Raw genomic sequence first — 13,275 nt, 5'->3', positions numbered from 1 at the left:
TTCCTGAAATTTAAGAAGTAATTCATGAAATATTGTGCTTAAATCCTTAAATATCTCAGTTAATTCTGCAAGTTCATTTTTCCTCATTAGATTTGTACACCTCAGATAAACAGCACATAAAAAACACCAGCCGCTTCAGACTGGTGCTCTCATTTAAACATCTCTTCTTAACGCTTTTAAAACATCTACAGTAGTTGCTTTTGCAGCTGGTCTCCATCCAGAAAGCAATGTAACACCCATACAAATCGTTACCGCTATTGCTGTCAGACTCCACGGAATATATGAAAGCATGAATCCTTCCGGCGGTGTTTCATTGATAAACCGCTCAATAATAATAGGAAGAGCAAAGTTCACGCCATAACTGGTAAGGTAAGCTAAAAGGGTACCCAATCCCACACCCCACAAACCGATATAAGCGCTCTCTAAAAGGAAGATTCGTTTAACTGTTTTCGGAGTAGCACCGATCGCTTTCATGATTCCGATGTCCTGCGATCTTTCCGTAACAGCCATTGTCATCGTGTTAAATATACCGATAGAAGCGATTAAAACGGCAATTGCACCGATAAAAATCAATCCTGCTTTAAATAAAGTGAAATAAACGTTCATCTGTTTTAACTCTTTGATAATGGAATACGTCATGTAATCCAGCTTTTCGATTCGATCTGTTACTTCTTTTACATCATCCGCTGATGCAGTGAATGCTTTAACTTCTCCATAATTTTTTAGTTCATCTGCTGATGCAATTTTTGGATCTTGTTTTCCTAAAGTTGAAATTACTTCATTATATAAATCCTCTGTGATAAATACGGAATTATCATGCGCCCATTCTCGGGTTGGCTTTTTTCCGATTCCGACGATTTTAACATCAACAGTTTGTTCAGGTCCCTCTATTTTTATTTCAGGATTATCTGTCTTCAAATGATAAGTTAATGTTTCGTTCAACAGGTTACCTTTATACGTAAATTCCTTCATCTTTTTTTGAGCTTCTTCTTCACTCAAACCTTCTGGCAAATCTTTTCGCAATTCCTCTGCAAAATGGTAGCCAACTACGATTTCATTTTTATTCTTGGGCATGCGGCCTTTATCAAGTTCGAATCCGGCTTTTTCTTCAGAAGGCATATGGGCACTCATTACATTGGCAAATGTATTATATTCACCAATTGATAACTGGTTTGCCGGCGTATATTTTTTTCGCGTTACCGCTTTAACTCCTTTAATCTGTTCAAGCTTCTTAACATCGTTTTCTGTCATCATGCCGCTTTCTTTATGAACTTGAATTTCGTTCACCATGCGAAAGCTCATCACATCGTCTACTGCTGTTTTATGAATCGCAAATCCGATGGATGCCAGCATGATCAAGAAAGCACATCCGATCGTTGAAGCTAAGATTGTCATCCAGACACGTGTTCTGTTTTTCTTCATATTGCTTCTTACAAACCTGTGCTTATCTTTGAACTTCATGAAGCATTCTCCCCTCTCTTAAGTACCCATCAATGATTTCAACTTTGCGATGAGCGATGGAAGCTACCTCATGGTCATGTGTAATCATTAAGAATGTGATTCCGTATTTTTCGTTAAGTTCTTTTATAAAAGATAATAGCTGTTTTTCATTTTCCGAATCTAAGCTTCCCGTTGGTTCATCCGCCAAAATAAGAGGCGGGTTCAAAATTAATGCTCTTGCAATACTTACACGCTGCTGCTGTCCGCCTGATAGCTCTCCTGGGTAATGATTTTGGAAAGATTCCAGACCTACACGTTTTAACATTTCTTCCGTTCTCTTTTTTCTTTCCGACTCGCCTACTCCTTTTAAAACAAGCGGAAGCTCCACATTTTCAAACGCGGACATGGACGGTATCAGCTGAAAACTTTGAAAGATAAAACCAAGGTGATTCAAGCGGAACTCCGCCCATTTTGATTCAGAAAACTTGCTTAGATTTGTTCCATTGATCGTGATGTTTCCTACTTCTGGCTGGATAAAACCAGAGATCAAGTTTAATAATGTTGATTTACCAGAGCCGCTTCTTCCTACAACAGCAACGATTTCACCTTCTGCAACATGAAGATTAACATCATGCAGTACAGGAACGATATTTTCTTTTCCTTTCTTTCCGATTTTAAATGCATAAGATAAATTGCTTACAGAAATCATTTTCCCACCCCTTATGTATTAAGTGTACTATTTAGTATGATACACATATACCATGTATATCGATTAATTGTCAATACATTCCAAAATATTTTATTAAAGGCTCCTTTCTAAAAATTTGTTGCATTTTGTGTTTAATTCTTCATTGGAAAGTTGATTGAGCTATAAGGTGCGAGACTTCAGGCATGCCACTTGAATATACTTTTGTATGTCATGCGACGTGGTAACGCGCTTCATATTGTATTTTCTTTCAGGCTCTACCAAACTCTTTATTTTTCTAAAAGGTTTGGGCTTCATTGTGAATGTTGATGATGATTGACTCCTTTGACAAGTTGATTGGAGTGTAAGGTGCGAGACTCCTGGGGGATCAGCGGGACAGGTGAGACTCCTAGTGCGCAAAGTGCAGAGGAGGCTCACCGCACGCCCCCCGGAAAGCGAGCATCCTGAAACGGAGATCAACAAATCTCACAAACATCCTGCACCTTAAATTTCACAGTCACCCTTTTTAAAAAAAGGATTTAAAGGGAAAGAGTAGTATAGTAAACAAAGGCATACATCAAGGAGGGACATACATGTTAAAGTGGCAGTCTAAAGAGGGTTATACGAAACTATTAAAAGATCTTGTATCTATACCGAGTATCACAAACCATGACGGAGAAATGTTTATGGCTGAGCATCTCTACCATACTCTTTCTTCTCTTGAATATTTTACGAAGAATCCAGATCATCTTCGTCATCACCCGACCCCTGATGGGCGGAAATTGATAACAGCTTTCGTTCAGAATGATCCTTCTGTAAAAGAAACTATCATTCTCTTAAGTCATTTTGACGTTGTTGCAGTTGAAGACTTTGGCGAATGGAAGCACCTAGCTTTTCGTCCTGATGAATTGACTGAAAAGATAATAGAGAACAAAGAGCTTCTTCATCCTTTTGTGCAGGATGATCTAAACTCTGGCGAGTGGCTGTTCGGCCGCGGAACAATGGACATGAAAGCAGGAGTTGCTCTTCATATATCGATGATCGAAAAAGCGGCAACTGGTCATTTCAAAGGAAATGTACTGATGATTTCTGTTCCAGATGAAGAAGTTCATTCAGCGGGAATGCTGGCAGGAGTCAGTGTTTTACGCCAGCTTCAAGAGGAATACGATGTTAAATACATCGCATGTTTAAACGGCGAACCGAGTTTCACAAAATTCCCTGGGGATACCTCTCCTTATATGTATACGGGGTCTACTGGAAAGATTCTGCCCGGCTTTCTTTGCTACGGAAAGGAAACGCATGTCGGAGAACCTCTTGCCGGCATGAACGGAAATGCGATGGCAGCTGAGATTACGAGAGAACTAGAATGGAACGTTGATTATGTTGAAACCTTCCGTGATGAAGCAACACCAGTACCTGCTAATCTCATTCAAAAAGATTTAAAAGATCACTATTCTGTGCAAATACCTCACGCAGCTGTGACGCTTTTTAATTTAATGCTGTTTAACAGACCGCTTTCTGAGATTACGAATATGCTTATTAATAGTGCACAAAAAGCAGCCTCATCGCTCGAGAACAGGCTGTATAAAAAAAGCCAGCAAGTCTCAAAGATTATTCCTTTCACGCCTAAAAAAGAGAGAATCAAAGTGATCACATTTAATGAACTTTATGAACATGCGGTTGAAAAATACGGTCAGGAAGAGCTCGATCGAAGAGAAAACATGCTTCAGACCAACAATCCTAACGCAGACGAAAGAGAATTAACCATTCAATATGTGTTCGAACTAGCCAGCCTCTGCAGGGACTTAGCGCCAATGACGGTACTATTCTATACACCGCCTTTTTATCCGGCTGTATGTTCAAGCGACCATCCATTGATTAAACACACTACCGAAAAGGTGGTACAGCACGCTCAAGAAAAGTTCAACAGCAATCTGGTGAACGTGCATTACTTCAGCGGCTTATCTGATTTGAGTTACATCGGTTTTAAAGGAGATGCTCGTGACCTGTCTTCGTTCACAAGCAATTTCCCTCTATTAGGATCCAGGTACAACATTCCGTTTGATGATATGAGAGAGATCGACATTCCGGTAATCAACATTGGCCCTCTCGGCAAGGATGCTCATCAATGGACCGAGCGGCTTGAGATTAATAGAGTGATGGATGAAACTCACCCATTGATCGTTTATGCCATGGAAACATTGTTTGAAAACAGCAGTAAAAATTAAAGAACCAGTTAAAGCACAGTAAAATTAAAAACCAGATCTGCCATAAACAGATCTGGTTTTATTATGCGGAAAAATAAATTTCCTTGATTTTATTTGCAATCTTTTCTATATTGTTTGCCACCTGCTGGACGCCATACCCCATGTATAGAGGTGAAGTAACAAAGCGCGGCATAATCTTGCAGTACGTTGTTTCGTTATTTTTATAGAAAAATAAATTGTAACTTGTACAGTTCCTATGAAAATGATTCAGCAAAAAATGCGTGCCCGCTTGTATGCAGTCAGCAAATAGCGAAAGCTCGGCATCTTTTTCCCAGATCACATTAAGCTCATAAAAACCTACACGCGGCTCATTTGAAACGGTAAATCTGACGCCTTCTTTTTCTAAGACAGGTATACCTTCAAACTGACTCTCTGAAAAGTCATGCTGACAATCAACCTCGTTCAACCCAATGATCTGCATATGAGGATGCCTAATTGTTCCCCCTGATAATGGACCATGGTTTTTAAAAAACATGACGGAACGGTATTTTCCGCTTTGAATCATCCGCTCCCAATGTTCGATTCCAAAATTCAAGACTTTATAGAGGTGTTCCTTTGTGTACTCAGATAATTCCCCTTCGCACTCGTCTGTTTCGATCAGGACGGTTTGAAAGGCTTGATCGAGCACTGTATATTTATTTTTTACTAAAATAATTGAACCGCTATGATCGAGGACTTCTTCCAGCTCATCGATCCGGCAAAAAGGACAAGGAGTTTCTCTGTTCTTAATGCTGTTAGGTTTTTGAGCTCCTATATCAGTAAAGAAAGTAATATGTGTATTTTTCATGCTTTTCACCGCTTTTGTTTGTTTCCTTAGTATCTTCTATTCTTAATGAATATTTCCTGTTCCCGTGTATGGTTGTTTATCAGAAATTTGTTCCCACTTCAGTATACCTTCTTTTTTGTCAATTGAACCAAGCCAGTCAAAACCGAATTCAATCTGAAGTCTTTCAGCAAGCATGTCATCATCAGTTTCTCCTGCTGTATACACTTTTACATTAACATAATTCCAAAGCTCTCCCAAGTATTCTTGTGCTTCGTATGGTTCATTCAATGTTAGATGGGACACTTCTTTCAAGTAGGATTTCGTCAAGTTGATCTGTTCTTCTCGCGTCAAATTGTCGGGAAAAATAATGTGTACCGATAGTGTATCACCTTTTTGGTAAGCATCTATACCTGTTACATCATGATGATTCCTCATATCGTGCCTTGCTTTTGTCAAGATCGCCTGATTCGCATAGGGAGTCTTAACCATCTGTTCAGCTTCCTTTTGTTCCACTTTTGATGGTGTGCTCTGGGCGAACTGAATAAATATAAAGATGAAAGCTACTCCAAGTGCCAAACCCAGACTTTGGTGAAACCAATGATATAGCCAGCTTTTAGGAGCAGGAGGTCTGTTTAGATCACGGGTCTTCTGCAAAACCTTCTGCCTATGTTCTTCTTTAAACGTAATATTTTTCATTCGGCCATTGTTTAATATTTCAGGCAGCTGCTTTAGAGGATCTTCCATGATTTCATCTCCCCTTCTCCAATTTTCGCCGCAGCATTTCTCGTCCGCGCTGAAGCAATGTTCGGATCGTCGGCTCTTTTTTATGTAAAATCTGGCTTATTTCACTGACGGATAGTTCTTTATAATAGAAGAGAAGTATGACTTCCCTATATTTGAGAGGAAGCTTTAATACCTCATCTGCCAAAGCTTCGTGTTCACTTTTTTGTACAATTGTAAGTTCTGGCGTTAAAGAAGAGCACTGTTTGGATTTTCCTAACCGGTCTATGAGATGAATGTACTTTTTCCAGCCGCTTCTAAGGTAGTCTTTACAGATGTTAACGGTAATTGCATAGACCCACGTTTTAACAGATGAATCACTCCGGAAATTATCTTTATGGACAAAGCATTTCACAAAAACTTCTTGAGCTAAATCTTCTGCTAGTTTTCTGTCTTTAACATAGGTATAAGCAAGTCTGATCACTTTGTCTTCATACAGTTCCATGATCTGGATCAGCCATTCTTCTTGACTTAGCCCTTGTGAAAAAAGCTCTTGTTCGCTACTAGTGCGTATCATTTTCAAGTCCTCTCCCCCTTTCCATCCTTACGTAATACTAGACGATTGTACTTATGGTTTTTATTCATTTTTTTAAAGACTCTTCTGTAAGCTTGATGCTCTTAAAGAAATAAGAGGAGCATTGATTTCCACTCCAGGATGCTCGCTTTCCGCGGGGCGTGCGGTGAGCCCGCAGGACAAGGAAGGCTTCGGCAGCGATATATCGCACGAAGAAAATGTGATTTTACATTTTCGAGGAGTCTCGCACCTTCCGCTCCAATCAACTCGTCAAAGAAGCGTAACCAACAAAAAATATTCAAAAGCATCATTTTTTTAGAAAACAGCCTTTCAAAAAGATGCAGTAATTGGAAAAGCGATGGGATGACCGGCAATCGGAAGCTTCCCTTTCACCATAAGCGTTCCATCCTTTTTTAACGTTTGCAGGTCCTTCATTTGTGTCATTTGATCAGGTGTAAAATGCATTTCTACCTTCTTAAACACCTCAGGAACCACACTGCAGATTTCACATAGATTCACAGAATTTTTTGCGACCACATCATAAAGCTTTAATACTTGATCCCTTATCTCGTAAACTAGCAGCAAATCCAAAGATTCGCTATAGAACATCTTCTCAGAAAAAAATGGATTGTATAAATTCAAGTACAATGAATGTTCATAGTTTAATGGTGAAAAAACATAGGAGTTGGAATGCTGGCGGGTAAAACAAGACTGTATGATCTCCGCATCTCTCTTCTTTAAAAAATCCAGTTTCTTAAGGGAGCTGTTTCTTATACTTCGATTTTGAAACGCTTCAGTAACAAATATATGTTCCTCTACTTTCTTAAATCCATACTTTTCATAAAGAGCTGGGATCTCTGTCTGCAAAAATATAAAAGAGTAATGGTTAGTTAGGTCCTCTAATACTAGATTCATCAATTTCTTCATATACCCTTTACCTCTTTCAGAAGGCAAAGTCATGACGGATTGTATCCCAGCTGCCGTAACGGGCTCACCGTCTATTATCCAACTCATTGGAATTACTGAAACATTAGCTATTGCACGGTTTTCTTTAAAAATGGTATAGGGACCATAACGAGGATCCCAAAAACCCCTGTCATAGTAGTCTTGCAGCATATGAGATGGAATGCCGAAGACCTGTTCAAAAAGAGGATAAAGAGATTCACGGTGAACCTTATTTAAAGTTTGACTTTTTTGTAATGTAACTTCCATAGTTATACCTACTTTTTATATTAATCTATCAATCTAAATATACCATTTTAATCCCATTAAAATACAAATCATTACATAGTTAAGTCGAATTATGTTTCAATGTGTAACATTTTGAAATATAAATGTAATATTATTTCGCGATAATTGACCCCCGAAGAATGTTATAATCACTTTTGTAAAGAAATTGGCAACATTTGCACTTACAAGGAGGAGTACCCATTTTGAAACGCAAGCTTGTGATGGCTACATTGTCTCTCAGTCTAGCTTTTAGTACATATACGGTATCGGCAGAAACCCTGTCTTCTATAAAGGAAAAGAAAGAACAAAACCGCTCTGAACAGAATCAAACAAAGGGCGATTTAAAAGAAAATCAAAACCAGCAAGATTATATGCTTAAACAAATAGAAGATTTAGAGTCTTCCATTGATAAAACTCTAAGTCAGATCGGTAACAAAAAAGAATCTATTAAAGATACAAAAGCTTCTATTGAAAAGCTGAAGGAAGAAATCCAAGTTCTCGAAAAAAGAATCAAGGAGCGTGACGAGCTTTTAAAAGAACGCGTAAGTTCTATGTATGAAAGCGGTGGAGCAGTAAATTACCTTGATGTTTTATTAGGTGCAAAGGATTTCGGTGATTTCCTGGATCGAGTATTTGCTCTTAACGTGATCGCCGAGCAAGATAAAGCGATTTTAGAAGAGCACAAACAAGATAAGATGGCTGTTGAAAATAAAAAAGGGGAAGTTGAAAGTGAACTTACATCCCTTAATAAAGATTTAAAAGAGCTTGAAGGACTTAATCAGAAACTGACTGCTCAGAAAAAACAAAAAAACGCCCTTCTTGCACAGTTGGAAAAAGAAGAAGAACATTTACATGACCACATCATGAAACTAGATGAAAAGAACGACTTGCTCTCTGCTCAAGAAGCTGCGATTAAGGCAGAAATTGCACGTGCGAAGAAAGAAGAAGAAGAGCGCAAAAAGAGAGAAGCAGCTGCAAGAGCGGCGGCAGAAGCAGCGGCAGCTAAAGCAAAAGCGGAAGCAGCTGCAAGAGCGAAGAGCTCTTCAAACTCTGGTTCTTCAAGACCAGTGTCACCACCGCCTGCACCAACACCAGCTCCTGCTCCTGTATACCGTGACTTCATTTTCCCATCACAAGGGATAATCACGTCTAACTTTGGTTACAGAAGCTCTGGCATGCACTATGGAATGGATATCGCTAAAGGCGGAAGCACTGTACCGATTGTAGCAGCAGCTTCAGGAACAGTATCAAAGGCTTATTATTCCAGCAGTTACGGAAATGTTGTTTATATTACTCACTATATTAACGGGCAATTATATACAACAATTTACGCCCATATGAGATCAACTCCTGCTGTAAGATCAGGACAATCTGTTTCTCAAGGTACGTTCTTAGGCTATCAAGGAAACACTGGAGCTTCACGCGGTCAGCATCTGCACTTTGAGCTTCATAAAGGGCCATGGAATGATGCAAAATCAAACGCGGTTGACCCAAGACCGTATATTCAATAATAAAACATAAAAAGACGCAGAGATCTTTGACTCTCTGCGTCTTTTTCATATGACTCCTCCGAGAAGGCGGCGGACCGGATGGCGCGTGTACTCGGACATTAAGCGGTAGTTCGGCCGGATAATTTCAGCTGTAAGGAATGCCGGTATTGTTGCACCAGGCATTCTTTTTTTGTTAAGTACATCAATAATCTCACCGATCGTCCCTGTTCCAATTCCATGTCCGAACACTTGGCCGTTCCCAAGGTCAATCACATTTTCACCTTGCCATTGCGGCGTATTTGGATGATGTTCAGGGTTCTTAATGTACCTTACATCACCTGGCATTGAATCTCCGGACGGCACGGCAATAATCTGCAGATCCGCATCATGTTCTGTACTGTATAGAAGCAATCCATTAAACAATTGATTAAACATTTTCGTTCCAATTGTCTCAAGCACTGCCTTATACAGCATAATCATGATAGCAGTTGTACATTCGAAGCCATACCTTTTTCCATTAATGAAAATATCCGTTATGGCATCAGACGGATTGACATCCGGCCGAAGTAAAAATCCGCCATATGCTGTACGTCTCCAATATCGAGGATTACAGCGTGCATTTACAAAAGTGGAAAAACTAGCACCGCTGTCACGCATGGCATAAGCGGCAGCAACAATATTCGAACGCATAATCACTTCAAACAGGAATTGGTGAGGACTTCTGTAATAAAACGATTCTCCAGAATTTTTAAGCTTTTGGCCGATCTGTTTCTGGGTAGCTGTAAGCTTGTTGAAACCAGAGATTTGAGCAGTTTCTACTGAATAGCCATTAACAAATATCAATTCTCTCCCCCCTGTCTGCACAGGATATTACATACTATGGCAAGGGAAGAAAGTTGGTGTTTATTAAGTGCCTCTATTTTGTCTGTTACACGTTTTCCGATAAAAGTGGAGTTTACGCCTATAGATTGTTTGTTCTGCCGGTAGTCGACAAACTTTCGCCGATAGAATCCTCATTCCCGCCTGTTCATGTTCGTACTTTCAATAAAATTTTTTATCAATATAATCACCTCTTTTAGAGAGGAATTCAAATTTCATATTTATTCGGGCTCGCTCGGCAAAATCATCTTGTTTAATCTTACTTCTCGTCATTCCCATAACATTTCTTGTATCAAGATGATGCTGAAACCCTTCTGCCATTAGTTGGAAGGCATAGATACATATCCCAAACATGAATATAGGTCCAAGTGCGATAGCTGGATTCGCATGCAGCAGATTATAATAATCACCAATCAAGCCAGACCATTCGTTTGTTGTTGATAATGGAGGGTCAGCCTCATAAGGGTTGTAATCAACATCAGTCCCTCCAAAGAACAGTTTGAAGTAACCAAGATGAATAAAAATAACGAGCACCTGAACACATTGCTGGCAGAATACAATTACCAGTTTGGGCAGTACATGCGGCATAATATGTTTCGAAAATACTCTCCATTTACTTGCTCCGAGCACTTTAGCCCCTTCGATAAAATCTTCCTTTAAAGAAGAAACAATCAAATTTGCAATTAAAGATCCGAGCAGCGGGACAACCAGCAATGTCAACACAAGGATCTCGATTCCGATCCTTGCTTTATAAGAATAAAGAAAATACTCTTCCCAGCCAGGCATCCTAAATTGTTCCCAAAGAACAGGAGTAAGTATGAAAACAGCTACGATTGTCAAAGGTACAAAATAAAATGAGCTCAGCAGCTGTTCTAAACTTTTTCTTAGCCGATCCGGTGTATACATTGCCAGCGGTATAGCGAATAAGAAGGCGGTACATACGCGCAGCAGCCCGATTGCAATTACACTGATTAGCGTAAACTTTGCTCCCTGCAGCACTTTCATCGCTGTATCATACCCTAGAGCATCCGTGCCCATCGGAAACATAAGTGAGGGATTGAATGGTGCCGCACCAATCATATTCATATCATCGTCATAAAGAATCTGCACTTGCCGGATTGTGCTGTCGAAGAAGAAAGCGAAAATAAGACTTGCCACTATTAAGCATGCGATCATAAAAAACCCAACCCAAAATTTATAACTTTTAATTATAGTACCTCACTCCTTTTCGAATATCTCATAATGGTCCACTCGAAAAATGCGAAGATAAGAAAAAAGGGAATGACTAAAAGAATCAAGCAGGCTGCAAGCATTTCTGGTCTAAAATCATGATACATATAGTGCGTGATGCCGTGAATATTGAAGATGATTTCTACGAGCAGAAGATTTGAAATCATAAACCAAAGCACTGATTTAGAAAAATGGAATATTCCCTCGCTCGTGTTTCTCGTTACGTGGAAAATAAGGACATACAGCCTCTTCATGCCTTTAGCTAAACTGGTTTCAACATATTGCTTTCCCATTTCCTCTTCTGTCATCAGAATCATCATTTTGTAAAAGTATACGAAAGGCAATAACATGAGACAGGTTATAGGAACGATATAAATTCTGTCTTCTGCACCTAATGAAGCTACATTTGATACCAATACACCTGTCTTCTTATAGATCAGAACAATGCCCATTTGTACAAGTGCAAATACTAGCAGATCGGGTAGAGACTCCAAAAAAGTAAGGATATTTTTTATTATTTTTCTTAAGAAGTTTGGCAGCATCAAAGTGCCCCATGTTAGAACCTGAGCGAAGCAAAATGCAATGAATAATGCACCAAAAAGAATAGTAAGTGAATAGAAGTAAGGTTCCCATATATCTTCTAGGAATGGACGTTTTATGCCTTGATTAAGATAGGTCATTTCATGCAAGCTAAGCATTTCTATGAATACAGCCTTAACTTTTTCAAAATAAGCTGATGCGTTTTTATTCATGATAAGTTCAGGTAAACCGCTTATCAAAATGATGGATAAAAAAGTTAACAAAAGCTGTAATAGCAATTTTTTTGCTATTTTCATTACACTCCTCCTCTCTGTTACTTTTATTGACGATTAGCCAGCTTAAAATCATTCATCTCTTTTCTAATAAAGATTATGGATTATGATTTTTTTCTGTAAAATACTTCGTTGACAGTTGATTGAAGCGCAAGGTGCGAGACTCCAGTGGGACGAGCGGGACAGGTGAGACTCCTAAAAGCGCAAAGCGCGGGGAGGCTCACCGCACGCCCCACGGAAAGCGAGCATCCTGGAGCGGAAATCAACCTCTTCATAGCAACCTTTCCAATAGAAGGATAAAAACGAAAAAATAACCCATATTAAGGAAGAGAAAAAACGGAATCGAGGATTCGATATGTGGAAGAAAACTGTTATAGGAGTTTTACTTACCAGCAGTCTATTTATGTACCCTGAACCCTACTTTGCTAAAGAACCGTTAACTTATTTTCCCATCGTAAAAAAGGGTGAGGTCCTGCAATGGAACAAAGTAAGCGAACTAATTCCAAAAGGTTCAACTTTTAAAGTAATTGATCTGGAAACTGGTTTTTATTTTCGAGTACAGCGAAGAGCCGGAAATCAGCATGCAGATGTTCAACCGTTAACACATGATGATACTGCAGTATTAAAGCATCTATATAACGGAAAATGGAGCTGGAACCGCAGGGCTGTATTGATACCTGTGAAGGGGAGAATGATTGCGGGAAGCATGCACGGTATGCCTCATGGAGCTGGTGCGCTAGAAAATGGCTTTCCAGGACACTTTTGCATCCATTTTTCAGGAAGTTCAACACATCGCTCAAGAAATATTGATCCCTCTCATCAACTGATGATTTTAAAAGCTGGTGACCAGCTGAATCAATATGCTTCAGGTGCAAGTGCAAAGCAAGCTGTATCAATGTTCCTTGTCGGCATGAAACAGCAGGATATTAAAATCGCCAAGCCAATATTGAGTTCAGCTTTGTTAAACAATGCCCAGATTAAGGACCTATTTAAAGGCATAACAAGTATGCAATACGAAATCAAGAAGAAGAGTACAAGATACCCGCCTATCGTTCGTACTGAGATCGCTGCAAAAGTTATACAGTATGATGAGGATGGCAAGCATAATAATGTCTATAAATTCTCTTTAGAGCGAAAGTCCATGACCGATGGATGGAAAATTATAAAAATTATGTACTAATG

General features: G+C 39.3%; 12 protein-coding genes. 3 read left to right on the top strand and 9 right to left on the bottom strand.

All coding sequences use genetic code 11. From position 1 onward, the window contains the following. Positions 1–153 precede the first annotated feature (153 nt). Complete coding sequence (locus ACFW35_RS03840; RefSeq protein WP_379843909.1) at positions 154–1,461, bottom strand: ABC transporter permease; 1,308 nt, start codon at positions 1,459–1,461, stop codon at positions 154–156. Beyond that, on the bottom strand, positions 1,445–2,149 hold the full coding sequence (locus ACFW35_RS03835; protein WP_379843907.1) for an ABC transporter ATP-binding protein: 705 nt from the start codon (positions 2,147–2,149) through the stop codon (positions 1,445–1,447). Before ACFW35_RS03835 ends, ACFW35_RS03840 begins: the two co-directional genes overlap by 17 nt. Positions 2,150–2,718: 569 nt before the next feature. On the opposite strand from ACFW35_RS03835, the gene ACFW35_RS03830 reads away from it, so the two are divergent. Continuing rightward, positions 2,719–4,353: a M20/M25/M40 family metallo-hydrolase gene (locus ACFW35_RS03830; RefSeq protein ID WP_379843906.1), complete on the top strand. Its 1,635-nt coding sequence runs from the start codon at positions 2,719–2,721 to the stop codon at positions 4,351–4,353. A 61-nt stretch (positions 4,354–4,414) separates the two neighbouring features. Here ACFW35_RS03830 and ACFW35_RS03825 read toward each other — a convergent pair whose 3' ends face one another. The 4 genes from ACFW35_RS03825 to ACFW35_RS03810 form a co-directional block, all read right to left on the bottom strand. Next, positions 4,415–5,179 (bottom strand): DUF4931 domain-containing protein, encoded by a 765-nt coding sequence (locus ACFW35_RS03825; protein ID WP_379843904.1) that lies wholly within the window; start codon positions 5,177–5,179, stop codon positions 4,415–4,417. 42 nt (positions 5,180–5,221) lie between these two features. Continuing rightward, a complete protein-coding gene (locus tag ACFW35_RS03820) occupies positions 5,222–5,902 on the bottom strand; it encodes a hypothetical protein (protein WP_379843903.1) in 681 nt (226 codons plus the stop codon). 4 nt (positions 5,903–5,906) lie between these two features. Beyond that, complete coding sequence (locus tag ACFW35_RS03815; RefSeq protein WP_379847375.1) at positions 5,907–6,455, bottom strand: sigma-70 family RNA polymerase sigma factor; 549 nt, start codon at positions 6,453–6,455, stop codon at positions 5,907–5,909. A 327-nt stretch (positions 6,456–6,782) separates the two neighbouring features. Further along, positions 6,783–7,664: a GNAT family N-acetyltransferase gene (locus ACFW35_RS03810; RefSeq protein WP_379843901.1), complete on the bottom strand. Its 882-nt coding sequence runs from the start codon at positions 7,662–7,664 to the stop codon at positions 6,783–6,785. Positions 7,665–7,885: 221 nt separating this feature from the next. Between ACFW35_RS03810 and ACFW35_RS03805 the strand changes: the two genes are divergently transcribed. Then, positions 7,886–9,193, top strand: coding sequence for a murein hydrolase activator EnvC family protein (locus ACFW35_RS03805; protein WP_379843900.1), 1,308 nt, complete (start codon positions 7,886–7,888; stop codon positions 9,191–9,193). Between the two features lie 45 nt (positions 9,194–9,238). On the opposite strand, the gene ACFW35_RS03800 is transcribed toward ACFW35_RS03805, so the two are convergent. The 3 genes from ACFW35_RS03800 to ACFW35_RS03790 all read right to left on the bottom strand — a co-directional run bounded on the left by ACFW35_RS03800 (position 9,239) and on the right by ACFW35_RS03790 (position 12,117). Beyond that, positions 9,239–10,015, bottom strand: a complete 777-nt coding sequence (locus ACFW35_RS03800; protein ID WP_379843898.1) for a protein-glutamine gamma-glutamyltransferase — start codon at positions 10,013–10,015, stop codon at positions 9,239–9,241. Positions 10,016–10,213: 198 nt separating this feature from the next. Continuing rightward, positions 10,214–11,227, bottom strand: a complete 1,014-nt coding sequence (locus ACFW35_RS03795) for an ABC transporter permease subunit (protein ID WP_379843896.1) — start codon at positions 11,225–11,227, stop codon at positions 10,214–10,216. A gap of 32 nt (positions 11,228–11,259) precedes the next feature. Then, positions 11,260–12,117, bottom strand: coding sequence for an ABC transporter permease subunit (locus ACFW35_RS03790; RefSeq protein WP_379843895.1), 858 nt, complete (start codon positions 12,115–12,117; stop codon positions 11,260–11,262). Between the two features lie 331 nt (positions 12,118–12,448). Here ACFW35_RS03790 and ACFW35_RS03785 point away from each other — a divergent pair, with 331 nt between their 5' ends. Continuing rightward, on the top strand, positions 12,449–13,273 hold the full coding sequence (locus ACFW35_RS03785) for a hypothetical protein (protein WP_379843893.1): 825 nt from the start codon (positions 12,449–12,451) through the stop codon (positions 13,271–13,273). Positions 13,274–13,275 lie beyond the last annotated feature (2 nt).

Source organism: Fictibacillus sp. NPDC058756 (assembly GCF_042746035.1).
Classification (GTDB): Bacteria; Bacillota; Bacilli; order Bacillales; family Fictibacillaceae; genus Fictibacillus.
The sequence above is the reverse complement of the archived record's forward strand: the minus strand, read 5'-3'. Positions and strand labels throughout refer to the sequence as shown.

Bases quoted from the DNA above. Each gene is read 5' to 3' on its own strand.
- ACFW35_RS03795 (WP_379843896.1), bottom strand. From the start codon at position 11,227: ATGATCGCATGCTTAATAGTGGCAAGTCTTATTTTCGCTTTCTTCTTC.
- ACFW35_RS03825 (WP_379843904.1), bottom strand. From the start codon at position 5,179: ATGAAAAATACACATATTACTTTCTTTACTGATATAGGAGCTCAAAAA.
- ACFW35_RS03785 (WP_379843893.1), top strand. From the start codon at position 12,449: ATGTGGAAGAAAACTGTTATAGGAGTTTTACTTACCAGCAGTCTATTT.
- ACFW35_RS03815 (WP_379847375.1), bottom strand. From the start codon at position 6,455: ATGATACGCACTAGTAGCGAACAAGAGCTTTTTTCACAAGGGCTAAGT.
- ACFW35_RS03810 (WP_379843901.1), bottom strand. From the start codon at position 7,664: ATGGAAGTTACATTACAAAAAAGTCAAACTTTAAATAAGGTTCACCGT.
- ACFW35_RS03840 (WP_379843909.1), bottom strand. From the start codon at position 1,461: ATGAAGTTCAAAGATAAGCACAGGTTTGTAAGAAGCAATATGAAGAAA.
- ACFW35_RS03835 (WP_379843907.1), bottom strand. From the start codon at position 2,149: ATGATTTCTGTAAGCAATTTATCTTATGCATTTAAAATCGGAAAGAAA.
- ACFW35_RS03790 (WP_379843895.1), bottom strand. From the start codon at position 12,117: ATGAAAATAGCAAAAAAATTGCTATTACAGCTTTTGTTAACTTTTTTA.
- ACFW35_RS03830 (WP_379843906.1), top strand. From the start codon at position 2,719: ATGTTAAAGTGGCAGTCTAAAGAGGGTTATACGAAACTATTAAAAGAT.
- ACFW35_RS03820 (WP_379843903.1), bottom strand. From the start codon at position 5,902: ATGGAAGATCCTCTAAAGCAGCTGCCTGAAATATTAAACAATGGCCGA.